At 61.4% G+C, this 25,776-nt stretch carries 19 protein-coding genes; 11 read left to right on the forward strand and 8 right to left on the reverse strand.

Annotation, left to right across the window (positions count from 1 at the left end; genetic code table 11):
- Positions 1-33 precede the first annotated feature (33 nt).
- From AB5Y68_RS03775 to AB5Y68_RS03790, 4 genes are all read left to right on the forward strand, one after another.
- On the forward strand, positions 34-864 hold the full coding sequence (locus AB5Y68_RS03775; RefSeq protein ID WP_039039147.1) for a hypothetical protein: 831 nt from the start codon (positions 34-36) through the stop codon (positions 862-864).
- Positions 865-1,027: 163 nt separating this feature from the next.
- The gene (gene rplY, locus AB5Y68_RS03780; protein WP_010674717.1) at positions 1,028-1,315 is read left to right on the forward strand and encodes a 50S ribosomal protein L25; all 288 of its coding nucleotides are present in this window, start codon (positions 1,028-1,030) and stop codon (positions 1,313-1,315) included.
- Between the two features lie 204 nt (positions 1,316-1,519).
- Positions 1,520-4,690: a response regulator gene (locus AB5Y68_RS03785; RefSeq protein WP_039039148.1), complete on the forward strand. Its 3,171-nt coding sequence runs from the start codon at positions 1,520-1,522 to the stop codon at positions 4,688-4,690.
- Complete coding sequence (locus tag AB5Y68_RS03790; protein ID WP_039039149.1) at positions 4,687-5,703, forward strand: HD domain-containing phosphohydrolase; 1,017 nt, start codon at positions 4,687-4,689, stop codon at positions 5,701-5,703. Before AB5Y68_RS03785 ends, AB5Y68_RS03790 begins: the two co-directional genes overlap by 4 nt.
- Here AB5Y68_RS03790 and AB5Y68_RS03795 read toward each other — a convergent pair.
- The 4 genes from AB5Y68_RS03795 to AB5Y68_RS03810 form a co-directional block, all read right to left on the reverse strand.
- Positions 5,679-6,323: an MBL fold metallo-hydrolase gene (locus AB5Y68_RS03795; RefSeq protein WP_039039150.1), complete on the reverse strand. Its 645-nt coding sequence runs from the start codon at positions 6,321-6,323 to the stop codon at positions 5,679-5,681. The genes AB5Y68_RS03790 and AB5Y68_RS03795 overlap by 25 nt on opposite strands.
- Positions 6,317-7,447 carry a tRNA 2-selenouridine(34) synthase MnmH gene (gene mnmH, locus AB5Y68_RS03800; protein WP_039039151.1) on the reverse strand — a complete coding sequence of 377 codons (1,131 nt, stop codon included), beginning with the start codon at positions 7,445-7,447 and terminating at the stop codon, positions 6,317-6,319. The genes AB5Y68_RS03795 and mnmH overlap by 7 nt, the downstream gene beginning before the upstream one ends.
- Positions 7,444-8,481, reverse strand: coding sequence for a selenide, water dikinase SelD (selD, locus tag AB5Y68_RS03805; RefSeq protein ID WP_039039152.1), 1,038 nt, complete (start codon positions 8,479-8,481; stop codon positions 7,444-7,446). Before selD ends, mnmH begins: the two co-directional genes overlap by 4 nt.
- 348 nt (positions 8,482-8,829) lie before the next feature.
- The gene (locus tag AB5Y68_RS03810) at positions 8,830-10,014 is read right to left on the reverse strand and encodes an acyltransferase (RefSeq protein WP_039039153.1); all 1,185 of its coding nucleotides are present in this window, start codon (positions 10,012-10,014) and stop codon (positions 8,830-8,832) included.
- A gap of 258 nt (positions 10,015-10,272) precedes the next feature.
- Between AB5Y68_RS03810 and AB5Y68_RS03815 the strand changes: the two genes are divergently transcribed.
- Positions 10,273-10,917: a glutathione S-transferase family protein gene (locus tag AB5Y68_RS03815; protein ID WP_039039154.1), complete on the forward strand. Its 645-nt coding sequence runs from the start codon at positions 10,273-10,275 to the stop codon at positions 10,915-10,917.
- Between the two features lie 467 nt (positions 10,918-11,384).
- Here the strand turns inward: AB5Y68_RS03815 and AB5Y68_RS03820 are convergent, their stop codons facing one another.
- Positions 11,385-12,578 (reverse strand): class I SAM-dependent methyltransferase, encoded by a 1,194-nt coding sequence (locus AB5Y68_RS03820; protein WP_039039155.1) that lies wholly within the window; start codon positions 12,576-12,578, stop codon positions 11,385-11,387.
- A gap of 184 nt (positions 12,579-12,762) precedes the next feature.
- Positions 12,763-14,193: a methyl-accepting chemotaxis protein gene (locus AB5Y68_RS03825; protein WP_039039156.1), complete on the reverse strand. Its 1,431-nt coding sequence runs from the start codon at positions 14,191-14,193 to the stop codon at positions 12,763-12,765.
- A gap of 85 nt (positions 14,194-14,278) precedes the next feature.
- Between AB5Y68_RS03825 and AB5Y68_RS03830 the strand changes: the two genes are divergently transcribed.
- Both AB5Y68_RS03830 and AB5Y68_RS03835 read left to right on the forward strand, forming a co-directional pair.
- The gene (locus tag AB5Y68_RS03830; protein ID WP_010674727.1) at positions 14,279-14,551 is read left to right on the forward strand and encodes an acylphosphatase; all 273 of its coding nucleotides are present in this window, start codon (positions 14,279-14,281) and stop codon (positions 14,549-14,551) included.
- Between the two features lie 12 nt (positions 14,552-14,563).
- Entirely contained in the window at positions 14,564-15,298 is a 735-nt protein-coding gene (locus AB5Y68_RS03835; protein WP_039039157.1) for a CHAD domain-containing protein, read from the forward strand.
- A gap of 71 nt (positions 15,299-15,369) precedes the next feature.
- On the opposite strand, the gene metG is transcribed toward AB5Y68_RS03835, so the two are convergent.
- The gene (metG, locus tag AB5Y68_RS03840; RefSeq protein WP_010674729.1) at positions 15,370-17,403 is read right to left on the reverse strand and encodes a methionine--tRNA ligase; all 2,034 of its coding nucleotides are present in this window, start codon (positions 17,401-17,403) and stop codon (positions 15,370-15,372) included.
- 185 nt (positions 17,404-17,588) lie between these two features.
- Between metG and apbC the strand changes: the two genes are divergently transcribed.
- From apbC to AB5Y68_RS03860, 4 genes are all read left to right on the forward strand, one after another.
- Positions 17,589-18,671 (forward strand): iron-sulfur cluster carrier protein ApbC, encoded by a 1,083-nt coding sequence (apbC, locus tag AB5Y68_RS03845; RefSeq protein WP_039039158.1) that lies wholly within the window; start codon positions 17,589-17,591, stop codon positions 18,669-18,671.
- 108 nt (positions 18,672-18,779) lie between these two features.
- Entirely contained in the window at positions 18,780-19,424 is a 645-nt protein-coding gene (gene udk, locus AB5Y68_RS03850; protein ID WP_010674731.1) for a uridine kinase, read from the forward strand.
- Positions 19,425-19,487: 63 nt separating this feature from the next.
- Complete coding sequence (gene dcd / locus AB5Y68_RS03855; RefSeq protein WP_010674732.1) at positions 19,488-20,069, forward strand: dCTP deaminase; 582 nt, start codon at positions 19,488-19,490, stop codon at positions 20,067-20,069.
- 320 nt (positions 20,070-20,389) lie between these two features.
- Positions 20,390-21,862 (forward strand): inorganic phosphate transporter, encoded by a 1,473-nt coding sequence (locus AB5Y68_RS03860; RefSeq protein ID WP_029314527.1) that lies wholly within the window; start codon positions 20,390-20,392, stop codon positions 21,860-21,862.
- 638 nt (positions 21,863-22,500) lie between these two features.
- Here the strand turns inward: AB5Y68_RS03860 and rne are convergent.
- On the reverse strand, positions 22,501-25,629 hold the full coding sequence (gene rne / locus AB5Y68_RS03865; protein ID WP_039039159.1) for a ribonuclease E: 3,129 nt from the start codon (positions 25,627-25,629) through the stop codon (positions 22,501-22,503).
- Positions 25,630-25,776: the final 147 nt, after the last annotated feature.

A 25,776-nucleotide genomic window follows, 5' to 3' on the forward strand; every position in this document is an offset into this window, starting at 1 on the left:
CAACGGGACGCCAAAGGGAAGGGAGGCCGTCATATGCTGGGGATCTGGTTGGGGGTGGCACTGGTCAACATCAGCGGGTATCAACCCATTGCGGAACAAACCTGGGTGCAGCTCAACCCGGAGTTCTATCCGGTGCTGCGCCCCGTGCCGCCCATTTTTGCGGCCTGGCGGGGCAATCAGTTTCCCCCACTTGAACAGAGAAAGAAGAATGGCCGCTGGCAGATCCTCTTTCCTGCCCGGCTGGTGCCCCCCTTCGATCTGTTCGAAGGGGAGGCCCAGCTCTCCAAGGCTTACCTGGCCAGGCTAAAGCGCATCGATGAGATGGCCTATGGCATGGCGCCCCACCAATCAGTACAGCAAGCCGCTTCCTCGGCCCCCTCGTTCGAAGTCCCGGGCGCTGTCGCCTTTGTCGCCGAGTTCTCCCTGCCTCGGGAAAGGAAGGCACGGATGCCCCTGGGGGAGCCCTTGCTCGCACGGCTGGGGGGGCAGGTCCCCACCCAGGCCTTGGCAAGACAGGGAGATGCACAGCCCATGGCCACCGCAGATTCTGCCCCTGAGCAGGCGACCTTGACTCTTTCCGCCACGGCGGCAGGGGAGGCCTCGCGGGTTTGTCATCAGGTGGCGGCGGGAGAGACCCTGTGGCGTATCGCAAGCCAGCTTCAGTCAAAGGAGGCCGGCGGTTCGGATACTTACAGCTATCTGCTGGCGCTGGTACAGGAAAATCGTGACAGGATGGTCAAAGGGATCCGGGTGCAGGCCGGGCTGCGCCTCTATTGCCCCACAGCGCAGACTCTGGCGCAATTCGATGCCCTGAGCCCGGCCCAGCGACAGCAGCAGTTTGCCCGTCTGGAGCAGGGGCGTTAGGGGATGGCGAGAGGCGTGGTGGAGTGCCTCTTGGCCAAAGAGGAGTGACGCGGGTTCTTTCCTTGTATCCCCTCCGGGCCCGTGCTAGTATTCGCGCTCGTTTTGCGAGGTGCTGACCGGTCGCAGTCAACACCATACATTCATCTTAAAAGAGATAATCACTATGTCTTTCGTATTCCAAGCTGAAGTCCGTTCTGACCTGGGGAAAGGTGCGAGCCGCCGCCTGCGTCATGCTGACCTGGTTCCTGCCATCGTTTACGGTGCAGGCAAAGAAGCCGTGTCCGTTACCCTGGACCACAAAAAACTGATCCTGGCCCAAGAGAAGCCGGAGTTCTACTCCTCCGAGCTGACCCTGGTCATCAACGGTGAAGAAGTCAAAGTGAACGTGAAGGCTATCCAGCGTCACCCGGTTCGCTACAAGCTGGTTCACCTGGATTTCGTTCGCGTCTAATCGACAACGAACTTTCCTGTGAAGAGGCCACCCAATCGGGTGGCCTCTTTGTTTTTACAGCATTTTTTCCGGGAAAATAAAATACTCAAACAGCACTATTGGTCTTTACTTGTAGGCATGATTGACAGCAGGACACGTGTTGTGGTGCTCTGATGTTCAAGAAGTACTCGGACAAGTCCATTTTTCGGGGCGATGTTGACCGTTATGAAGGGAATCGTACGGACATATATCCTGCTGTTTTCACCTATTCTGCTGCTGGTCCTGGCGGGTGGCTATTTGCTGGGCAATGCACTGATCGAACGCGAGCTCTATCGCGTTCGCAGCGATGAGAACACCTTCCTGGCGCTCGCCAGCGGCCGCCTTGACGGCGAGCTGGCGGTGCCACTGCGCCATGTGCGCAGCATGTCGGAAGAACCCATCCTGCTCGAAGCGGCGGCTCGCAATGACCGTGACACCCTGGCCGTCCAGTTCACCATCCTGATGAACCGCAATCCCGACTATGCCCAGGTGCGTTGGCTTGCCCCGGATGGCATGGAGCTAGTGCGCATCGATCGTCAGGGCCCGCGTCTGTGGCGGGTGGCGGACGACCAGTTGCAGAACAAGGGGGATCGTTACTACTTTCGTGATGCCATGGCGCTGCCCTGGGAGCGGGTCTACGTCTCGCCGCTCGATCTCAACGTTGAACACGGGGTGATCGATCGCCCCTTCAACCCCATGATCCGCATTGCCAAGCGTCTGCGCCTTGGGGGGCGTGATCTTGGTTTGCTGCTTATCAACGTCCAGGCCGCCCGTATGCTCAAGGAGTTTGCCGACAGCAGCGGCAAGGCAGCCGATCACACCATGCTGTTCAACCAGGATGGATACTGGCTGCGCAGCCCGGACCCATCCCGGGAGTGGGGCTTCATGCTCGAGCGCCCGGATCTCACCCTGAAGCACACTTCCCCCCAGGCCTGGCAGGCGTTCTGGGACGCATCAAACGGCCAGATGGAGTCTGCCGACGGGCTCTGGAGCTGGACCACCCTGTACCCGGCACAGAATCATGATCAGCTGATCTGGAAAGCCGCGTCCCTGGTGCCGCACAGCGAGCTGCAGGCCATTCGCACCCACATCTGGGGGATCATATTGGCCGCCAGCGCCGTGCTGCTGCTGTTGTTTGGTACCGGTGTGGCTGCACTGGTGCGCAGCAGGCACAAGGAGCAACTGGCCCAGCAGGAAGCGGCCAGGTTGGCACAGGTCAAAGGTGATTTCATCGCCAATATGAGCCACGAGATCCGCACCCCCATGAACGCCATCATGGGGCTGACCTACCTGCTCGAACAGGGAGGGCTCGACGATAGTCAGCATGCCCTGGTGCGCAAAATCCACCAGGCCGGGCAGGCGCTGCTCGGGATCATCAACGACATCCTTGATTTCTCCAAGATTGAGTCGGGTCGGCTCGAGCTTGAGCGGGTGCCATTCAGTCTCGAAGAGGTGCTCGATCACGTGGCGGCCATCATGTCCACCTGCGTTGGCCAGAAGCACCTCGAACTGGTGGTGAGCAGTGCCCCCGAGCCGGTTTCCCATCTGATTGGGGACGCCCTGCGCCTCGAGCAGGTGTTGCTCAACCTGACCGGCAATGCCATCAAGTTTACCGAACGCGGCGAGGTGGAGGTCAAGGTCGTGCTGGAATCAGAGCAAGACGGCATGGCCACCTTGCTGTTTCGGGTGCGCGACACCGGGATCGGCATTCCCCCCGAGCAGCAGGCCAACATTTTCAATGCCTTCTCCCAGGCAGACTCCTCCACCAGCCGCCGCTTCGGGGGTACCGGGCTTGGTCTGACCATCAGTCGCCGCCTGGTGAACCTGATGGGTGGGGACATCGGCGTCACCAGCGAGCTTGGCAAGGGGAGCGAATTCTGGTTCCGCGTCCGGCTGGAGCAGGTAGAGCGGCCCGAGGCCTTGAACGAGCGTCTGCAGCACATCTCGCTGCTCATCGCCGACGACAATCAGGTGACCCGCGACGCCCTGTCGATGACGGTGGGTTCCCTCGGATGGCAGTCGCGGGTGGTGGAGTCCGGTGAGCAGGCGCTGCATCATCTGCTGCGCCAGGGGGAGCGTTTCGACGTGATCCTGCTCGACTGGATCATGCCGGGCATGGACGGGCTCGAGACCTGCCTGGCCATTCGCCGCGCCTTCGAGCAGCAGGAGCGTTCACCCATCATCATCATGGCGACCGCCTATTCCCAGGATGAACTGATGCACCGCCCCGGCTCGGATCAGGTGGATCTGGTACTGCACAAACCGGTCACCGGATCCAGTCTTTACAATGCGGTGGCGCGTCTCATCCACGAGAAGCGCGAGCATGTGGAGCCCCTTGAGAGTGGCCAGCGCCGTCTGCGCCTGCCGGGCGTGCACATACTGCTGGTGGATGACAGCGACATCAACCTGGAGGTGGCGACCCGCTTGCTGCAACGGGAGGGGGCCGAGGTGATCACCGCCATCGACGGGGAGCGAGCCCTGGCCTGCCTGGCAGATCCGGCCCGGCGCATCGATCTGGTGCTCATGGATGTGCAGATGCCGGTGATGGATGGCTACGAGGCGACCCGTCGCCTGCGCCTGCTGCCGGGGCGGGAGGAGACTCCCGTGCTGGCTCTCACCGCCGGGGTATTCAAGGATCAGCGGGAGGCGGCATTGGCCTCTGGCATGAACGACTTCATCGCCAAGCCGCTCGATGTGGAGCAGCTCATCGCGACCTTGCTGCGTTATCTGCCGGACGTTGTCCTGCCGCTCACCGTGAACGACGAACTACTCCCCCACGAGCCGGTGGCCGGCATCGATATCGATACCGGACTGCGCAACTGGGGTGAAGCCTCGGTCTATCTTAAATACCTGCGGCGTTTTCGCGATGACTACATGACGGTCGGTACCGTGTTGCCGGGTTACATCGCCCAGCATGAGACCGATGCGGCCGCGAGCCTGACCCACAAGCTCAAGGGGGTGGCGGGCAGCCTGTCGCTCACCGATGTGGCGCGTATCAGTGCCGAGTTGAACGAGGCCATCGAGCAGGGTGGCGACACCAGCCAGCTTATCGCACCCTTCCTCGAGGCCCTGGAGCGGGCGCAACACTCCATCGATACCTATGCCGGGCGCGAGCCGGGCGCGGTCAGCTCCCCGCTGGCCCAGGGGGAGGCGCGGGAGGTCTGCCTGCACGCCCTGCATCAGGCCCTGGTGAGCGAGGATCTGGATCTGATTGAGCCGGCGCTGAGCCAGGCAAGGAGTCACTTGCCTTGCGAGCTGATGAGCGAAATAAGTGCAGCCCTGGAGCTGTTCGATATCCCGTTCGCCACCCGCAAGCTGGAGGCATATCTGGAGGATCGGGAGGAACCTGCGCCATGAGTCGACCGCGCGTGCTGATCATCGACGACGAGCCGAGCAACCTCGGGTTGCTGCGGCAAATCCTCAAGGAGGAGTACAACCTCTTCTTTGCCAAAGGGGGAGAGGAGGGGTTGGCCGCCGTGGGGCGTCACGAGCCGGCACTTATCCTGCTGGACGTGCGCATGCCCGACATGGATGGTTACGAAGTGTGCCGCCGGCTCAAGGCCGATCCGGCTCACGCCGGGATCCCGGTGCTCTTTATCACCGCGAGCGACAACGCAGACAGCGAGAGCCAGGGGTTCGAGGCGGGCGGAGTGGATTATATCTACAAGCCGGTCTGTCCGAGCACGGTGCGTGCCCGGGTGCGCAATCATCTCTCCCTGGTGCGCCTCGATCAGCTCGAGTGCAGCTATCGCACTGCCATCGTCATGCTGAGCGAGGCGGGCCACTACAACGACACCGACACCGGGGTGCATATCTGGCGCATGGCCGCATACGCCCGGGCCCTGGCTGATGCGGCTGGCTGGAGCCCGGAGCAGTCGGATCTGCTGGAGCTGGCGGCCCCCATGCACGACATGGGCAAGATTGGTATCCCCGATCACATCCTCAAGAAGCCTGGCCCCCTCACCGAGGAGGAGTGGGTCATCATGCGAAGTCACCCGCGTATCGGTTACGAGATCCTGAGGCGATCCGATGCCCCCATTTTTCGCATGGCGGCGGAGATTGCCCTGCACCACCACGAGAAATGGGACGGCTCGGGCTATCCCGCCGGCGAGACCGGTGAGGGGATCCCCGAGGCGTCGCGGATAGTGGCCATCGCCGACGTCTTTGACGCCCTGAGCGTGCGTCGTCCCTACAAGGAGCCCTGGCCCCTGGACCGGGTGCTGGCCACCATGCGCGATGGTGCAGGCCAGCACTTCGATCCCCGGCTGCTCTCCCGTTTTCTCGAGATCATGCCGGAGATCTTGCGCCTCAAGGCTCAATGGGATGCCCGCGAGGAGCGGGGGGATTACCAGATGGGCTGTGTCAGATAGGGATTGCTGGCCCGTTCGTGACCAAAGGTGGAGCTCGGGCCATGGCCCGGAATGAAGACGATCTCATCCCCGAGCGGCAGCAGGGTCTCGGTGATCGACTTGATCAGCGTCCCGTGATCCCCGCGCGGGAAATCGGTGCGGCCTATGCTGCCGGCAAAGAGCACATCCCCCACCCATGCGAGGCGTTCTGACTGGCAGAGCAGCACGATGTGGCCCGGAGTGTGGCCCGGGCAGAAATAGACCTCCAGCTCGCATTTGCCAACCTGTACCTTGTCACCCTGTTCGAGCCAGCTATCCGGTGTAAAGGCCGGAGTATGGGCAAAGCCGAACATCTGGCTCTGCTGGGGCAGGATATCGAGCCAGAAGGCATCCTCCTTGTGGGGGCCGGTAATGGCGACACCGGTTCTCTCGCGCAGCTCGGCGGCGGCGCCCACGTGATCCAGATGACCGTGGGTCAGCAGGATATGGGTGAGGGTCAGCCCTCGTTTGGCAATGGCGGCCAGCAGCTTGTCCGCCTCGCCGCCGGGATCGACGAGGGCAGCCTGGCGGGTTTCGTCACACCAGATAAGGGAACAATTCTGGGCGAACTGGGTGACCGGGATCACCTCGAACTTCAACATGTGGGACTCTCCTGAGGGGTCTGAAGGGGGGAGCGTTTGGCGAAGAAGGCGAGGCAGGCCTCCTTGTCACCACGAAACAGGATCCGCTCGCGCTTGTTGTCCAGCTGATAGCGGTACATGGGGTCATAGTAGCGAGTCAGCAGCAGCCTGATCCAGACCAGATGGGCGCGGGTGTCCCCGCTCTGGGCCTGTTCCCTGAGGGCGGCCTGCAACAGCCCATCGAGTTCGCGATAATCCTTGTCACCGAGTCGGCGCTTGAGCCTGGCCATGGCCTCGGTGAGGTAGCCGGCAAACAGCGGCCAGCCTGCATCTGGCCCATGGAACTCCAGATAGCGCAGCCAGAGATCCTGCACGTAATCGGTGCGGATCTGCTCGGCCCGTGCCTCCTGCGGCACCTCCACCACCACCAGAGGAGCCCGGCACATGGCCTCATAAAGGTTGAGTGGCAGGGCGCAGCGACCGATGAGACGGCTCTCGTCTTCCAGCACAAACTGTGATTCCCCCCGGTTGCGACGCTGAAGCAGCTCGATGGCAAGCCGGTTTTCGAAGTCGATGTTGCCGGGTTGCCCACCCGGCAGTTGGCCAAACGACGACCCCCTGTGACGGGCGTGCCCTTCCAGATCCACTGCCTGGGTGATGTGCGCCAGCATGTGGGTCTTGCCGGAGCCGGTCATGCCGGTCAGCACGGTCCAGTCGCACTCTGCACTGGCCTTCGCCTGGGTGTCGATGAGAAAGTGGCGCAGCGCCTTGTAGCCGCCCGCGACCCGGGGGCGGGTGACGCCGGCCTCGGCCAGCCACTGTTGTACGGTTTGCGAGCGCAGGCCGCCGCGAAAACAGTAGAGCAGGGCGTCGGGTTGCTGGCGCAACCTGGCCAGCCAGCCTTCCATGCGCGCGGCGCGCACCGCGCCACCTACCAGTTGATGGCCCAGGGTGATGGCTGCGGCCTGTCCCTCCTGCTTGTAACAGGTACCGACCCGGGCACGTTCCTCGTCCGTCATCAGCGGCAGGCTGACGGCGGTGGGAAAGGCCCCTTCCTTGAACTCGACGGGGGCACGCAGATCGATGAGTGGAACCTCATCCAGAAAGATCCGGGCGTAATCCGTGGCCAGTGGCAGGGCACTCATTGGACAACCTCGATGAACTGGTTGCCGGTGCGGGCCTGCAACTGGCCGATGGGAGAGAGGGTCAGCCCTGCCTGTGCGGCAATGGCAAGGAGCTCGGCTTCACTTTCTTTACCGACGGCTACCAGCAGGCCGCCGCTGGTCTGCGGGTCGCACAGGATGTTGCGGGTGCGATCATCCATGGCGCCCAGCTTGTCACCATAGGAGTCGAAGTTGCGCAGGGTACCGCCCGGTACGCAGCCCTCACTCAGGTAGTAATCCACCTCGTCCAGCAGCGGCAGCGCCTTGAAGTCCAGACGGGCACTGACGCCGGAACCTTCGCACATCTCCAGCAGGTGGCCTGCCAGCCCAAAACCGGTCACGTCGGTCATGGCGTGTACGCCGGGGAGGGCGGCGAAGCGCTGGCCAATCTTGTTGAGGGTGCACATGGTATCCGGGGCCAGTTGCTCATGCTCGGGCTTGAGCTTGCCCTTCTTCTGGGCCGTGGTGAGGATGCCGATACCAAGCGGCTTGGTCAGATAGAGGGTGTCGCCCACCAGGGCGGTGTCATTCTGCTTGATGGCGTCGAGTGGCACGATACCGGTCACCGCGAGGCCGAAGATGGGCTCGGGGGCGTCGATGCTGTGGCCACCGGCGAGCGAGATACCCGCCTCGTGGCACACCTGGCGGCCGCCGTCGATCACCTGCTGGGCCACTTCCGGCGCCAGCGTGTTGATGGGCCAGCCGAGGATGGCGATGGCGACGATGGGCTTGCCGCCCATGGCATAGATGTCGCTGATGGCATTGGTGGCGGCGATGCGACCGAAGGTGAAGGGATCGTCGACGATGGGCATGAAGAAGTCGGTGGTGGAGACGATGCCCTGGCCGTTGCCGATATCGACCACGGCGGCGTCATCTTTGTTGCTGTTGCCGACCACCAGGGTGGGGTCGTCAAAGCCCGGGATCTGGCTCTTCAAGATGGTGTCGAGCACCTTGGGGGAGATTTTGCAACCGCAGCCAGCGCCGTGGCTGTATTGGGTCAGACGAATGGAAGACATGCTTTCCCCTTGTGTGGGCAGACTTGCGTGTGCCAATAACTGCTGTGGCACCGTCAAATGTGCGCGCAAAAATAGGGTGGCCCTGGCGGCCTGTGAACACAGTGATGTCAGGCTGCCTGGCAGGACGGGAGGAGGGCAAGGATGCGCCGGCGAAGCCCCGCCGAGGACCACAGGACGGGCCATTATGCCACAGATGGCCCTCTTGATTCGAACTGGAATTCACACAAAGCGCAGGGGATTGTCGGGTTCAAAAAGAGCCGTACTCTTCGCCTTGCTCAGGCTAGTCCCACTTTGAGCCGCCCCGACGGCGTGCCGGTCTTGCATCGGGGCAGCATGTGGCGACGGAAACTAGCCAGCTTGCTCCATCACTGGTTGGGGCGCCTTGCCTAGCCGGCGCAGTCGCCGTTGCAGCGGCCGCTCCAGCAGGGTGTAGCTCAGCGCCGAGAGCCCGATCAGCACGGCGAGCATCAACAGGGTGGCCAGCACCCCCAGCAAGGGGTTGGTCTGGGCGTACCACCACGCGGTGAGCCCCGGCGCCAGAGAGTGGACAAGCTCGCAGCCGGTGAGCAACACCAGGGCGTGGAGCAGGTAGATGGAGTAGGAGAGATCCCCCAGCCAGTTGGTGAAGCGGTTGTCCAGGAGGCGCAGCAGCGGGCTCTGGCGATCACCCTGGGCAGCGGCAATCCAGATCAGCAACACGTAGGCGCTGATCAGCAGCAGGGTCAACAACGGTGTCATGGTGAACTGCATCAGTGCGAAGGGGAGCAGAAAGGCGAGCAGCAGCGGCAGATCTTGCTGCATCATGGACCACTGGCGGGCAGCCTTCACCTTGGGCAGCAGCCAGAGGCCGAGCACGAATTCACTCACCCCGCGCCCGATGGCCAGCGCTCCGCTGGTGACATCCAGGGTACCCCGGCTGTGCACGATAAAGGCCAGCACCGTCAGGGCCAGCAAGGGGGCGAGGTTGCTCCAGCGGCTGCGGGTGACGGCGAGGGGAATGAGCAGCGGAAACAGCAGATAGCTAATCCACTCCACGCTGAGCGACCAGGCGGCGAAGTTCCAGGTCAATCCGTGATCGGTCACCACCTGCAGCAGCAACAGGCTGCTTGGCAGCGCCTCGGCCGGGGTAAAGGGGGAACCAAAAGGAGGCATCCCCTCCCACTCCCACATCTTGAACAGGGGGCCGGCGTAGAAGCCAATCCCGTGGTGGGCCTTGTAGAGCTCCCAGCCAACCAGCAGCAGCAGGGTCACCAGGTAGAGGGGATACACCCGGGTCAGCCGCAGCCAGAGGAAGCGGCCATAACTTATGGTGCGGGGCGTGCGGGCGAAGGCCTCCCCATAGACATGGGCCAGCACCAGCCCGCTCAAGATAAAGAAGAGATCGACCCAGAGGTAGCCGTTCTCGATGAGTTGGGTGTGGCCGGCGATCGACTCCATCCACTGGGGAAAGAGCAGCAAGCGGGCGTGGAACAGCACCACCATCAGGGCAGCGATGCCCCGCAGCGGCGTCAACAGTGGCAATGATTGATTCATGACGGGATCCTTGATGATGTTCAGCTTGGCCTGACATCGATTTTTGTTGTGGTGCCGCTCATCAATCCTGATGAGTCGGCAGCCCCGGCTTGGCGGCCCAGGCGGGATCACCCTACTTAAAAGAGAGTCATACGAGTGTGACTGCCGTCATGAATGGGCGTTTATCATCCCAAAACCAGCATGGGATAGGGACGCATCGAAAATAGAGAGGGGATCTAGACTAGGGAAGTCATCCCTCTGAGCGTCAGGAATATCCCCATGAAACTCTATGCCCACCCCTTTTCGTCCTACAGCCAGAAAGTGCTGATCGCCCTTTACGAGAATGCCACCCCGTTCGAGTATCGGAATCTCGAAGAGCCGGAGGCGAACGCCGAACTTGCCGCCCTCTGGCCACTCAAGCGCTTCCCGGTGTTGCTGGATGATGGTCGCTGCATCCTCGAGAGCAGCACCATCGTCGCCCATCTGCAGGCGCACCATCCGGGTCCCGTCAGCCTGATCCCGCCCGGCGATGCGGGTCTGGAGGTGCATATGCTGGATCGCGTCTTCGACAACTATGTGATGACGCCGATGCAAAAAGTGGTGCTGGATGCGCTGCGCCCGGTCGCGGATCGCGACCGCTATGGCGTAGCGGAGGCCCGCGAGATGCTCAATCAGATCTACCCCTGGCTTGATCAGCGACTGGAAGGACGCCACTGGATTGCCGGCGCAGACTTCACGCTGGCCGATTGCGCCGCCGCCCCCTCGCTCTTCTACGCCGACTGGGCCCACGAGATCCCGGCTGGCTATGGTCGTCTGCGTGCCTATCGCGCCCGTCTGCTCAATCATCCCTCCATCGTGCGGGTGGTGGAGGAGGCGAGGCCATTTCGACACTACTTCCCGCTGGGCGCGCCAGCGCGTGATTGAGCGGGATGATTTGTGGTGGGCGGGGCACTGCCGCCCAGACAATGTACGAGGCGGACAGGGGCATGGCGTGATCCATTGCAGGGGAAAACAGCAATATTCATTCAAATGAGTGGGTATGCGTTTATGGCTGATATTTCCCCGAGGATTTTTGAATGTTGATGCGTAATATTTCATGCTTTTGCATAAAAAATGCCGGGCATGTCTCTGCTGGTGGGTTGTGTAGTGAAAGAGAGATGAGAATCGGGTTAACGATGCGGCAACCTTTGATTGAAGATGGCAGTCGTCAGTCGAAGAGGAGGGATGGGGGCAGCAATCGCTGTTGGTGGCAAAGTCGGGGGGAGGTTGTCTCTTTGGCGGCCGCATAAAAAAAGCCCGCTACGATCGCGGGCTTTTTGATGACTAGCAGAACCCAGCCTGGCCCGGATCTGGAACCGGGGGACAAAGGGGGCAGCGCTGGTCTGCTCGGCTTAGCGGGCGCGCACCACCAGCCCTTTGAGGTAGAAGCCTTCCGGATAGGCGGTGCCGATGGGGTGATCGGATGCCTGGGAGAGGAGCTCCAGGATCTGGGCGTCGCGGCCGGCATCGAGGGCTGCATCGGCGACGATCTTCTGGAACAGGCTCTGCTCCATCAGGCCGGAGCAGGAGTAGGTCAAGAGCACGCCACCCGGCGCCAGCAGCTGGAACGCCAGCATGTTGATGTCCTTGTAGCCGCGGCAGGCGCCCAGCAGCTGGGCCTTGCTCTCGGCAAACTTGGGCGGGTCCAGCACGATGACATCGAACTTCTCGCCCTTCTCGCGATATTCGCGCAAGAGCTTGAAGACGTCGTGACGCACGAACTGGGTGTTGCTGGTATCGAGACCGTTCAGTTCGGCGTTCTGGCGGGCGATGTCCAGCGCATTCTGGGAGAGATCGACGTTGACTACCTCCTTGGCACCGCCCTGGAGGGCATAGACCCCGAAACCGCCGGTGTAGCAGAAGCAGTTGAGCACCCGCTTGCCTTCAGTGTATTTCGCTGCGGCAAGGCGGTTATCCCGCTGATCCAGATAGAAACCCGTCTTGTGACCGTTACGAATATCGACCAGGATCTTGACGCCGCCATTCTCCTCGATCACCACGGGGTCGGTCGGGGTCTCGCCATGGATGACGCCGGTGCGCTCCTTCAGCCCTTCCTTCTTGCGCACGGCCACGTCGGAGCGCTCATAGATGCTGCACTCGGGGTAGAGGGTACGCAGGGCTTGCGTGATCAGCTCGCGCTGGAACTCGGCACCGGCGGAGAGGATCTGGCACACCAGGAAGTCGGCGTAGCGGTCGATGGTGAGGCCCGGCAGACCGTCGGATTCGGCGGCGCAGAGGCGATAGCCGGTGAGGCCCTGACGCTTGATGAGCCCATCGCGGGACTCCTGCGCATATTTGAGGCGACGGATGAAGAAGTCGAGATCGACGCTCTCATCCTTGTCGAAGGTCCAGACCCGGGCACGGATCTGGGAGCTGCCGGACCAGGCGCCACGGGCGAGCCATTTGCCGTCATGGGTGAAGATTTCGACGGTATCGCCGTCAACGGGGTTGCCCTGCACCCGCTCAATGCCCTTGGAGAAGATCCAGGGGTGGCGACGCAGCAGGGATTTTTCGCGGCCTTTGACGAGATAGATGGAAGCGCTCATGGGTAGTTGCCGATGGTAGAAAAGAAGGGGGCATATAGTAGGGGCTGTGAGGGTAGGCACGCAAGCCGCGTCTACCGGGATCCGTGGATCCACACGCGGTCAGGGTCGAACGGGCTGTTTCGCGCGTCCCCAGCGCCTGGCCCAGACATGGCAGGCCATCTGGACGATGGCCTGCCGGAGGGGGTCAGATCCGCAGGCCGGTGAGCGCCTGACCGAGTTCGCTGGCGGTTCCCTTGAGGCCGGTGGTGCCGGCAACCGCCGCGCTGGCGGACTCCTCCACCCGGCTTGCCTCGTGGCGCACCTTGTCGAGGTTGCGGGTGATCTCTTCTGCCACCGAACTCTGCTCTTCGCTGGAGGTGGCGATCTGGGTGCTCATCTCCAGCACCGCATCGCTGTGGTTGCTGAGCCGCTCGATGTCCATGCCCACTTCGGTGATGAGCTGCTGGCTGTCGGCCGCGCGCCCCACCGTCTTCTCCATGATGTCGTTCAGCGCCCCGGTCCCGGCCTGGAGCTCCTCGATCATCTGCTGGATCTCCACCGTGGCCTGCTGGGTGCGGCTGGCGAGGGTGCGCACCTCGTCGGCCACCACCGCAAAGCCGCGTCCCTGTTCACCGGCGCGGGCCGCCTCGATGGCGGCGTTGAGGGCCAGCAGGTTGGTTTGCTGGGAGATGGCGTTGATGACGTTGACCACTTCGTTGATGCGATTGGCGTTGTGAGTCAGCCGCTCGACCGCGCCCGATGCATTGCCAATCTCGTCTGCCAGGGTGCGGATGGCGGTAATGGTACGTGCCACCCGCTGTGCCCCGTGAGTCGCCTCGTCGCTGGACTGGCGGGTTTGCAGCAGGGTGTCATTGGCGTTGCGGGCCACTTCCCGGATGGCGGCGGACATCTGCTCCATGGCGGCGGCCAGGGAGTCCATGTGCTGTCGCTGGGCGCGGGCAAGCTGCTCGCCGTCGCTGGCATGCTCGCGAAATTCGTCGGCGGCCAGGGTAAGGGCATCGGCGGACTCTTCCACCAGTTGCACTATCTTGTGCTGGCGGTCGGTGAAGGTGTCGATGCTGCCCGCCAGAATGGAGAACTCATCCCGTACCGGGAAGAAGTTGAGCCGGAAGGTGAGATCGCCGTTCGCCACCGTCTGCAATGCCTTGTTGGTGGAGTAGAGGGCCCCCGAGACGAAAGTCATCAGATAGTGGGTGATGAGGGCCAGCAGGGCGGCCAGCACGGCAATGATGGTCAGGGTGGCGCCCTGACCATCCCAGAGGGCGTAGTGACTCGTATCCAGGGTGCCGGAGACGACGCCCGCCTGACCTGCGCTGGCGCCATAGCGATAGATGTCCCCCTGCTGGCTAAGGCCGGTGGCGGCGCCAGGCGTGAGTACGAGATCCGCGGGCAGGGTAAGAGTCGGCTGCTGGCTCACCAGCTGGGCCGTGGTCTCGACCCGCCCTTTTAGCTGATCCACTCTGAGCTGCATCGCCTGATCATGGCCGTCGGCCAGCAGATACCAGGTGAGGAAGGCGATGAACACCAGGGGGCACCAGAAGGTGATGAGAAATTTCTCGCTGATCGTGAGGTGAATGAGATAACGGTCAACCCACCGAAACTTTACTTCTTTCATAATGGTATTGCGTCCTGCAAGGGGAAGAGAGTGTCGCGCTCATTATCGCCCCGGGGAAAAATTACTTAAGGGAAAGGTGTGATAAATGGGAGAGCAATCGTTTGTCGTGCGGGTGTGGGGTCAGGTTCAGGGGGTGGGGTTTCGCTACTTCACCCGGGAGCGGGCGCTGCAACTGGGGCTGCGGGGGCATGCCTACAACCTGGAAGATGGCTCGGTGGAGATCCTGATTGCCGGTCCCGAACAGAAGGTACAGATGATGCTGGGCTGGCTTGAGCACGGGCCCCGAACCGCCACCGTCACCCGAATGGAGTGCACCCAGGCGTTGCCACCCACCGGAACCGGTTTTCATACCAACTAGCCGGGAGGGTTCATGGGGGAGAGCGGGATTGCGCAGGCCAACCGGCTCGTTGGGCAATATCGGGGGGCGACCCTGGCACTGCGCCAGCACAAGGGGATGGAAGAGGTGCATGCCTACCGGATAGCGGCCCGCCGCCTGCTGGCGCTGCTCGCCCTGTGGCGACCCCTCATTCATGAGCCCGAGCTGGAGCGGCGATTGACCCGTGCCGTCGGCACGCTCTCCGCCCTGCGCGATGCCCAGGTCTATGCGCAGCATCATGGTGGCTCGCTTCGGCAGAACCGCTTGCCACGGGTCCCCCTGTTGACCGGCCCGCTGGCCCGTTGGCTGGCCCGACTGGAAGAGGTACCCGTCGGTGTCGATCTCTTGCCGCTGTTTCAGCTGCATCTGGCGCTGTCACTGTCGGAGGCACTGGCTAAGACCTCCTCCCTTCCTGTGGGCATCAGGGCGAAACTTCGGTGCTGGCACCGGCTGCGTCTGGTGCTGAAACAGGCGCGCTACGGGATGGAGCTGCTGACAGCACAGGGGGGAGGGGATCCGGCCTGGTTGTCCATGCTGGTGAGCTGGCAGGAGCGGCTTGGGCAATTGCAGGACAGACGCCAATGGCTCAGACGCCTTCGGGGCGAAACGGGGCGAGGTCAGCAACGGCGAGCCCTGAAAACAGAGATCCGCTGCCAACTACTGCAACTGGATTGCCATCAGGCGGAGCTGGTCGGCCTTCGCATGGCATTGCTGCAGAGCGGGCAGTAAGCACCCCACAAGGTAAAAAAAGAGAGGCCATTGGCCTCTCTTTTCATTGGGACTGTCCGGGAAGGGGCGTATTACTTCACGCGCATGCCCGGCTGGGCACCTTCCTGGGGCTCGAGGATCCAGAGATCCTTGCCACCCGGACCTGCCGCCAGCACCATGCCTTCAGACATACCAAAGCGCATCTTGCGCGGGGCCAGGTTGGCCACCATCACGGTCAGCTTGCCTTCCAGATCTTCCGGGTTGTAGGCGGACTTGATACCGGCAAAGACCTGACGGGTTTCGCCGCCGATGTCCAGCTGCAACTTCAGCAGCTTCTCGGCTTCCGGCACCGCTTCGGCTTTCTTGATCAGCGCCACCCGCAGGTCAATCTTGGCAAAGTCGTCGTAGGTGATGGTCTCGCTGATGGGATCGTCCACCAGGGGGCCTGCCGGCTTCTTGCTCTGCTCCTTGGCGAGATCTTCCTTGGACGCTTCCACCATGGCATCCACCTTGGCGGACTCGATGCGGGAGAAGAGCGCCTTGAAGGGGGCGACGCCGTGGTCGACCAGAGGGGCGGCGATGCCGTCCCAGGTCAGGGTTTCGCCAAGGAAGGCTTCGGCGCGCTCGGCCAGTTGCGGCATGACGGGCTTCAAGTAGGCCATCAGCACGCGGAACAGGTTGATGCCGACGGAGCAGACGGCTTGCAGCTCGGCATCCGCCCCTTCCTGCTTGGCGATGACCCAGGGAGCCTTGTCGTCCACATAGCGGTTGGCCTTGTCGGCCAGGGCCATGATCTCGCGGATGGCGCGGCTGAATTCGCGCGCTTCATAGGCTTCGGCGATGCTGGCGCTGGCGTTGGCAAACTCGGCGTAGAGTGCGGGCTCGGCGCAGGTGGCGGCCAGCTTGCCGTCAAAACGCTTGGCGATAAAGCCGGCGTTGCGAGAGGCCAGGTTGACCAGCTTGTTGACCACATCGGCGTTGACGCGGGAGACGAAGTCTTCGAGGTTCAAGTCCAGATCGTCGATGCGGCTGTTGAGCTTGGCGGCGTAGTAGTAACGCAGGCACTCCGGATCCAGGTGCTTGAGATAGGTGGACGCCTTGATGAAGGTGCCCTTGGACTTGGACATCTTGGCGCCGTTGACGGTCACATAGCCGTGCACGTTGACCTTGGTCGGCTTGCGGAAGTTCGCGCCTTCCAGCATGGCCGGCCAGAACAGGCAGTGGAAGTAGGCGATGTCCTTGCCGATGAAGTGATAGAGCTCGGCGTCGGAGTCCGCTTTCCAGTAGCTGTCGAAGTCGATGTCGCCGCGCTTGTTGCACAGGTTCTTGAACGACGCCATGTAGCCGATGGGGGCGTCCAGCCAGACATAGAAGTACTTGCCGGGGGCGCCGGGAATTTCGAAGCCGAAGTAGGGTGCGTCACGGGTGATGTCCCACTGCTGCAGGCCGCTTTCGAACCACTCTTGCATCTTGTTGGCCATCTCTTCCTGGATGGCGCCGGAGCCGCGCACCCAGTCGGCGAGCCAGGCTTCGAACTGGGGCAGGTCGAAGAAGTAGTGCTCGGAGTCCTTCATCACCGGGGTCGCACCGGAGACGGCGGATTTCGGATCAATCAGCTCGGTCGGGCTGTAGGTGGCGCCGCAACTGTCGCAGTTGTCACCGTACTGATCGGGGGACTTGCACTTGGGGCAGGTGCCCTTGACGAAGCGATCCGGCAGGAACATGGATTTTTCCGGATCGAACAGTTGGGAGATGGTGCGGATCTTGATTTTGCCGGACTCTTTGAGGCGGCCATAGATCACGCCCGCCAGCTCGCGGTTCTCGTCGCTGTGGGTGGAGTGGTAGTTGTCGAAGCTGATGTTGAAACCGGCAAAATCCCCCTGGTGCTCCTGGGAGACGGCGGCAATCATCTCTTCCGGCGAGATCCCCATCTGCTGCGCCTTGAGCATGATGGGCGTGCCGTGGGCATCGTCGGCACAGACGAAATGCACCTGATGGCCACGCATTCGCTGATAACGAACCCAGATATCGGCCTGGATGTGTTCCAGCATGTGGCCGAGATGGATGGAGCCGTTGGCATAGGGGAGGGCGCAGGTTACCAGCATTCTACGAGGATCAGTTGCCATAATACGTTCTTTATGTGCCTGTTGGGATGATACAGTGCCGTGCATGTTACCCGAATTGGGGGCGGCCTGCCTAGGGTTGTGGCCCCCGGTGCCCTGACTGGCGGCATCGCGATGACGTCGGCAAGCCACTGATTTATGTGCGGTAACCGTTCACCTCAGCATAACGACAACATAATGGGGAGTTAATGGTGATTGATTCAGTAAAACAGATCCTGGCCGAATTTAAGCCGGCAGGATGGGGCAAGGATCTGGTCGCGGCCGGTTTTGTGCGTGCCGTCGAGCGGCACGAGCAGACCTTGGCCATCAGGCTGGTGCTGCCCTTTGCCGGCCAGTCCCTGTTTGAACAGATCAAAGAGGAGTTCGATGCCCGGCTGCGCAGCGCAACCGGTGCGACCCGCATCGACTGGACGGGGGAGATAGACGTGGCCAGCATGCCCCGCGCGCAGCAACTGGCGGCGGTGCAGGGGATCCGCAATATCCTGGTGGTTGCCTCCGGCAAGGGAGGGGTGGGCAAGTCCACTACCGCGGTCAACCTGGCGCTGGCACTGCAAAAAGAGGGGGCGCGGGTCGCCCTGCTGGATGCGGACATCTATGGCCCCTCCATCCCGACCATGACGGGGACCCTCAAGGAGCGCCCTGTCAGCTTTGATGGCAAGTTGATGGAGCCGGTGATGGCCTGCGGCATCAAGAGCAACAGCATCGGTTATCTGGTGGCCGAGCAGGATGCCACCATCTGGCGCGGTCCCATGGCGAGCAAGGCACTCGGGCAGATCCTGCACGAGACCCGCTGGGGCGAGGTGGACTACCTGGTGGTGGACATGCCCCCGGGCACCGGCGATATCCAGCTGACGCTGGCCCAGCAGGTGCCCACCACGGCGGCGGTGATCGTCACGACGCCCCAGGATGTGGCGCTGGCAGATGCCCGCAAGGGGATCGCCATGTTCAACAAGGTCAATGTGCCTGTGCTTGGCATCGTCGAGAACATGAGTTACCACGTCTGCAGTGCCTGCGGGCATCACGAGCCGTTGTTCGGTACCGGCGGTGGTCAGAAGATGGCGGAGCAGTATCACGTGGCGCTGCTTGGTCAGTTGCCGCTGCATATCGACATTCGCCAGCACATGGATGACGGCTGTCCCACCGTGTTCGGTGCGCCGGATGGCGAGCTGTCACAGACTTACCTGAAACTGGCTCGCCGGGTAGGGGCCGAGCTCTATTTCAGCGCAAAACCGATTGCGACCCCGCTCTACACGGTGGCGCTGGACGAATAATCGGCGTTCGGCCAAGGGGGACGGATTTGGGGTGGGCATGGCCACCCCTTTTTCATATAATGGATCGGTTTAAACAATCCCCAGTGCTCTTCTCTTTAGGTATTTTCAATGTCTGATACTCAACATTCCTGCGTGATCATCGGTATTGCTGGTGCATCCGCGTCCGGCAAGAGTCTTATCGCCCAAACCATCTATGAAGAGCTGGTGGCCGAGCTGGGAGCGGGTCAGATTGGTGTGATCACCGAGGATTGCTACTACCGTGATCAGACCCACCTGACCATGGAAGAGCGGGTCAAGACCAACTATGACCACCCCAATGCCCTGGATCACGATCTGCTGGTGCAGCATCTGACCCAGCTGACGCAAGGGGAGGCGGTCAACATCCCACAGTACTCCTATACCGAGCACACGCGCATGACCGAAGTCACCACCTTTGCACCGCGCCGTGTCATCATCCTCGAAGGGATACTGCTGTTGACCGACAGCCGCCTGCGCGAACTGATGGACGCCTCCATCTTCATGGATACCCCGCTCGACATCTGTTTGCTGCGCCGTCTGGTGCGCGATGTGCAGGAGCGCGGTCGTACCATGGACTCCGTGCTCAAGCAGTATCAGAAGACTGTGCGTCCCATGTTCATGCAGTTCATCGACCCGTCCAAGCAGTATGCCGACGTGATCGTGCCCCGTGGCGGCAAGAACCGCATCGCCATCGACATGCTCAAGGCGCGTATCCGCCATATGTTGATTGGTTGAGAGAAAACAAGCCGGGTGATGCCCGGCTTTTTTTAATGAATCTTTTGTCAGGAGAGTCGCATAATGCGTCTTTGTGATACCGATATCGAACGGCACCTGGATGAAGGCAAGATCGTCATCGAGCCGCGGCCCGGTGTTGAGCGGATCAGCGGCGTCAGCGTCGATGTGCTGCTGGGCAACGAGTTTCGGGTGTTTCGCGATCATACCGCGCCTTACATCGACCTTGGCGGTACCAGTGCCGAGATGGCCGATGCCATCGAGCGGGTGATGAGCGAGGAGATCCACGTGCCGGACGGTGAAGCCTTCTATCTGCACCCGGGTCAGCTGGCGCTGGCGGTGACCTATGAATCGGTTACCTTGCCCGCCGATATCGTCGGCTGGCTGGATGGTCGTTCCTCCCTGGCGCGCCTGGGCCTCATGGTGCACGTCACCGCCCACCGCATCGATCCGGGCTGGTCCGGTCGCATCGTGCTGGAGTTTTACAACGGTGGCAAGTTGCCTCTGGCCCTGCGTCCCAAGATGAAGATCGGTGCCCTGAACTTCGAGATGCTGTCAGGTACCGCGGCTCGCCCGTACAACAAACGGGAAAATGCCAAATACAAGAGTCAGCAAGGGGCTGTGGCCAGCCGGATCAACCAGGATTGACCCCCGCACCGTGCGGCTTGTCTATCGAGGAGGGTGCCAGGGCACCCTCTTTTATATCTGACAAAAGGAAACGGACGTGCCGAGCGGGTTGAAAAGCGGCCTTTTTCGGGACATCGAGCGATGCTTAGGCTTTGATTGGCGCCTATCCACAGCAATGGAATGGACTTAAATTAATCCTCGACAAGCCCCGTTCCTACAGGCCCTAAGACATTTTCTGACGGAATGCCCTTTTTTTTTTTTGCTGAAATATTTCAACAACGGGTATGGCGCATCGAGCCTTCTGGCATAATCCGCCGCAACTCATAAACAGGTTCGTTTTTATGTTTGAAATGTTTAGTGGTTTGGGTTTGTGGTGGTCAATCGGTTTGGTATTGGCCGTTTTTTTTGTGCTGGCCTATGAATTCATCAACGGCTTTCACGATACCGCCAACGCGGTAGCAACGGTTATCTATACCAAGGCGATGCCGGCTCATATGGCGGTGGTGGCTTCCGGTCTGTTCAATTTCGCCGGGGTCATGCTGGGGGGATTGGGGGTGGCCTACGCCATCGTTCACCTGCTGCCCATCGATCTGCTGCTTGGCATGGACTCTACCCAGGGTCTGATCATGGTGTTCTCCCTGCTGTTCTCGGCCATCGTCTGGAACCTGGGAACCTGGTACTTCGGTATTCCGGCATCCAGCTCCCACACCCTGATCGGTTCCATCCTGGGGGTAGGCGGCGCCTATGCCCTGATCAGCCATCAACCCCTGAAAGAGGGTATCAACGTCGGCAAAGCCATCGACATCATGCTCTCTCTCATCATCTCTCCCACCGTGGGCTTCATCATTGCCGCCCTGCTGCTGTTCGCCATGAAGCGCGTATGGCTTGGCAGCAAGATCCACAAGACCCCGGAAGAGCGCCTGCTGGTGGACGGCAAGAAGCATCCACCGTTCTGGGCCCGTGTCACTCTGATTTGTTCCGCCATGGGGGTGAGCTTCGTGCACGGCTCCAACGATGGTCAGAAAGGCATCGGTCTGGTGATGCTGGTGCTGATCTGCATGGCGCCTGCCTATTTTGCGCTGGACATGAACAGCCGCTCCTATGATCTGGACAGAACCCAGGATGCCAACCAGCGCATCATGGAGATCTACCAGCGTAACCAGGATCAGGTCTCCCATCTGGTGAACTTCAGTGTGCCTGCCAAAGCCCAGGAAGAGCTGATGAGTCACTGTGCGGCAGGGGAGGCCCTGCAGGCCATGGCGACCCTCGACAAGCGTCTCGGCCAGGTGCGCACCTACGAGGAGATGAACCTGGTAGATCGCCGCGAGGTGCGTCGCCTGCTGCTGTGCATCGACGACACTGCCCGCAAGGTCTCCAAGTTGCCACTGCCGGCCAAGGAGCTGACCGATCTCGCCAAATGGCGCAAGGATCTGACCGCAACGGCCGAATATGCGCCGACCTGGGTCATCGTGTCCATCGCCCTGGCGCTCGGTTGCGGCACCATGGTGGGCTGGCGTCGTATCGTCTACACGGTAGGGGAGAAGATCGGTTCCTCCGGCATGACCTACAGCCAAGGCATTGCAGCCCAGATCACGGCCGCCGCGTCCATCGGGATTGCGAGTCTGACCGGGATGCCGGTGTCCACCACCCACATTCTCTCCTCTGCGGTGGCGGGGACCATGGTGGCCAACAAGTCCGGCCTGCAGAGCCAGACCATCAAGACCATTCTGCTTGCCTGGGTGCTGACATTGCCGCTCACCATGCTGCTCTCCGGCGGTCTCTTCCTGCTGAACAACCATCTCTTTGGCGGATAAGCGCGACAGTCATTGGAAATGAAACAAGGGCCTTCGGGCCCTTTTTTGTTGCCTGGTGAATGTCACGTCATGCGGCAATAGTTCAATAAGTGATAGTTGTATGCCATCAGACAAGAAGTTGAATGACATTATCTATCACCTCTTTAGCTTCTCTACATCCCTCAACCACTCTGTTGTACACAGTGAGGACAGCATACCCGGAGCTACCTTGTTACGAGCTGACGCTTGCACGTGAAGCTGAAGGGAGGGCCTTCAACGCTCACTACAAATGATGAGAGTAAAGAGTGCCACAGGTTGCCCTATGTCTGGCATTCCCGTTCAACCTGGGCTGTCTCAGCCACCACTGAACACACCGACTGTGCTACCAAAGGGGAACGCTGCCAGACTGTTTGCCAATGGCATCATATGCCGTCAACTATCGACAAAGCAGAGCATGTCGTGATGCTTTGACAGAGATGAATCCTCTGTCTGGTGTGTTATTCACGTCTTGTTTGGACTGGGTGTGTGTGGTCGCTGAACATCGGGAAAGCGGCGGATATCGAACAGGCAGGGGGGAGAGCAAGGCGATGTCAGCCCCAAAAAAGAGACAAAAAAAGAGCCACACAATGTGTGGCTCTTTATTCAGACTACGAGTCTGCTCAGGGGCGACCGGCCGGGCTGGTTGCCACGTTGCTGGCAGCGGTGCTGCCACCGTGGCGACCGGAGGTCACGACTTCGCTGCGTACCAGGGGAGCGTACTCCACGGGTTCACGGGGTGTCGGGGCAGGAGCCGCAGCCGGCGTTGCCATGGGGGCATAAGCCTTGCGGGCACGGGCCAATACACCGGCACCCTTGCTGACCTTCACTTCGGGGCTGGTTGCTGGCTCGGTTTGCACCACGGCAGCCGGCATCTCGACGACCTCCGCCTCGGCGGTGGCCGTCTCCTCAGCGATCACGACAGGTGCCGCTTCAGCAACCGGTGCAACCTCTTCTGGGATGGCCTCCACTTGCTGGGTCTGCTCGACAGCGTCGATCACGGCTACAGGTTCGTCATGAGAGGCGGTGTCGACGATAGGTTCGACCATCTCGGGTTCGACAACTGCCACTTCGGCGACGGGTTCAGCGTCTGCTTGCGCAACCTGCTCAACTTCGTCAGTGGAGGGCGCATCCACAGCCTGGGCTGCCAGTGCTTGCTCTGCCGCTTCCTCAGCAACGGCTTCAGCCACCACGTGCTCGGTCAGAGCGGCCGAGGCCTGCAGGGCTGCTGCAACCGCTTCTGCGCTCGGAATGGTGATGACAGGCACAGCCGGTTCTTCCACCTTCACCTGAGCCGCATCGGCCTGGGCCGCGGTAGTCAGCTGCACTTCGCCTTGTGCTTCGTCTTCACGCTGGCCACGAGCCTCTTCGTTGATACGCTTACGACGTTGCCCTTCGATACGCTGATTGCGCGGGGTACGGCGGGAGCGACGCTGACCTTCGCCTTGCTCTTCTTGCTGCTCAGCGGCGGCTTGCACGTCGGCGACATCGGTGACGACGTGCTCGTCAGTCGGCAGGGCAGGGGTGTCGGTCGCGGCGACATCGACACGGATCTGCTTGCGCAGTTGGCGACGTTCGCGGCGCTCGGCCACTTTTTGCTCTTTTTCCTGACGCGGTTCAGCGCTGGCGACAGCAGTATCAACGGTATCAACCGCCTCGACGCTCACCTCTGCACGGGGTTCGCGGGGCGCGCGAGGTTCACGAGCCGGACGCGGGGCACGAGGTTCGCGCTCCTGGCGGGGTTCGCGAGGCTCACGCTCCATGCGCTGTTCGGTGCGCACTTCGCCACGGGGTTCCCGCTCTTGACGAGGCTCACGCTCTTTGCGCGGGCGACGATTGCGATCACTGCTCTCGCGGCTGGCTGCGCCTTCACGCTTCTCGCCGGCCTCGGCATTGCGACTGCCGCGGTTGTCATCGCGACGGCCACGTTGACCACGGCTGCGGGATTCATCGCGCTGGTGACGGTGCCCGTCATCCTTGCGAGCTTCGCGCTGGGCGGCCGGTTTGTCGGCAGGCGCCTTCACCTCGGCCGGAGCCGCATCGGAGGAGGCACCGAACAGGCCGGAGAAGGCCTTGGCCAGCTTGCCAAAGAAGCCGACTTGTTCTGCAACCGGAGCGGGAGTCGCAACAGGAGCCGGGGCGGTGGGCGCAACAGGCTGGGGAGCCGGGGCAAACCCTTGCAGCAGCGGCTGTTCGCGCTCGACTACCTGAGCCTGGCGCGGCTGATAGACCGGCTTGGCAATCTCGGTTTTGAGCTCGTAGCTGGCCGCTTCCGGGATCTCGTTCTGACGGATGCGGGTCACTTCGTAGTGCGGCGTTTCCAGATGCTGGTTCGGAATGATGTAGACACGCACATCATTGCGCTGTTCCAGATTGGCGATGGAGGTACGCTTCTCGTTGAGCAGATAGGCGGCCACATCGACCGGCACCTGGGCATGAACCTGCTCGGTGTTGTCCTTCATGGCCTCTTCTTCGATGAGACGCAGGATGGACAGGGCGAGGGATTCGTTGTCACGGATGACCCCCTGACCCTGGCAACGGGGGCAGATATGGCTGCTGGACTCGTTGAGGGAGGGACGCAGACGCTGGCGAGACATCTCCAGCAGACCGAAACGGGAGATACGGCCCAGCTGGATACGGGCACGATCCTGATGCACCGCTTCACGCAGACGGTTTTCCACTTCGCGCTGATGGCGAACCGGGGTCATGTCGATGAAGTCGATGACAATCAGGCCACCCAGGTCACGCAGACGCAATTGACGGGCAATCTCGTCTGCTGCTTCCAGGTTGGTCTGCAGGGCGGTCTCTTCGATATCGCCGCCCTTGGTGGCGCGGGAGGAGTTGATATCGATGGAGGTCAGTGCTTCGGTCGGGTCGATGACGATGCTGCCGCCGGAGGGCAGGCGCACTTCGCGCTGGAAGGCCGATTCGATCTGGCTCTCGATCTGGAAGTGGTTGAACAGAGCGACATCACCCTTGTACAGCTTCACGCGATTGAGGAAATCGGGACGGACCAGCTCGATATGCGACTTGGCGCGTTCGAAGATGACCGGGTTGTCGATCAGGATCTCGCCCACATCGCGACGCAGATAGTCACGGATGGCGCGCACGATGACGTTGCTCTCCTGGTGAATGAGCACCGGAGCGGAACGTTGTTGTGACGCCTTGTGGATGGAGTCCCAGTGATTGAGCAGAACGTTCAGATCCCACTCCAGCTCTTCCGGGGACTTGCCCACACCGGCGGTGCGCACGATGAGGCCCATGCCGTCCGGCACGGTCAGTCCGCTCAGGGCTTCCTTCAGCTCGGTCCGCTCGTCACCCTCGATGCGACGGGAGATGCCGCCAGCACGGGGGTTGTTCGGCATCAGCACCAGGTAGCTGCCAGCCAGACTGATGAAGGTGGTGAGGGCTGCACCCTTGGTACCACGCTCTTCCTTGTCGATCTGGACAATCACTTCCTGGCCTTCGCGGACCACTTCTTTGATGTTGGGACGACCCTGATAGGAGTAACCGGAGGGGAAGTAATTGCGGGCGATTTCCTTTAACGGCAGGAAACCGTGGCGTTCGGCGCCATAGTCAACAAAAGCAGCTTCGAGACTGGGTTCTACTCGGGTGATTTTGCCCTTGTAAATGTTCGCTTTTTTCTGCTCGTGTCCCGGACTTTCAATATCCAAATCGTAGAGCTGTTGTCCGTCAACCAGCGCTACGCGCAACTCCTCTTCCTGAGTCGCGTTGATTAGCATTCTTTTCATTGAGTTCTCATTATTTTGTCATTTTGATTCCTCCACTGGGTCCTGCCGGCGCCGGCCTCGGGTCTTCAGCATGCTGGGGCAACCTCCCGGTTGGGGTATGCATGAGGCGCAAACTAAGGGCACTCTGGTTCAGCCTTCTCGAGAGGG

This window comes from Aeromonas sp. R6-1 (genome assembly GCF_040908165.1).
Classification (GTDB): domain Bacteria; phylum Pseudomonadota; class Gammaproteobacteria; order Enterobacterales; family Aeromonadaceae; genus Aeromonas; species Aeromonas caviae.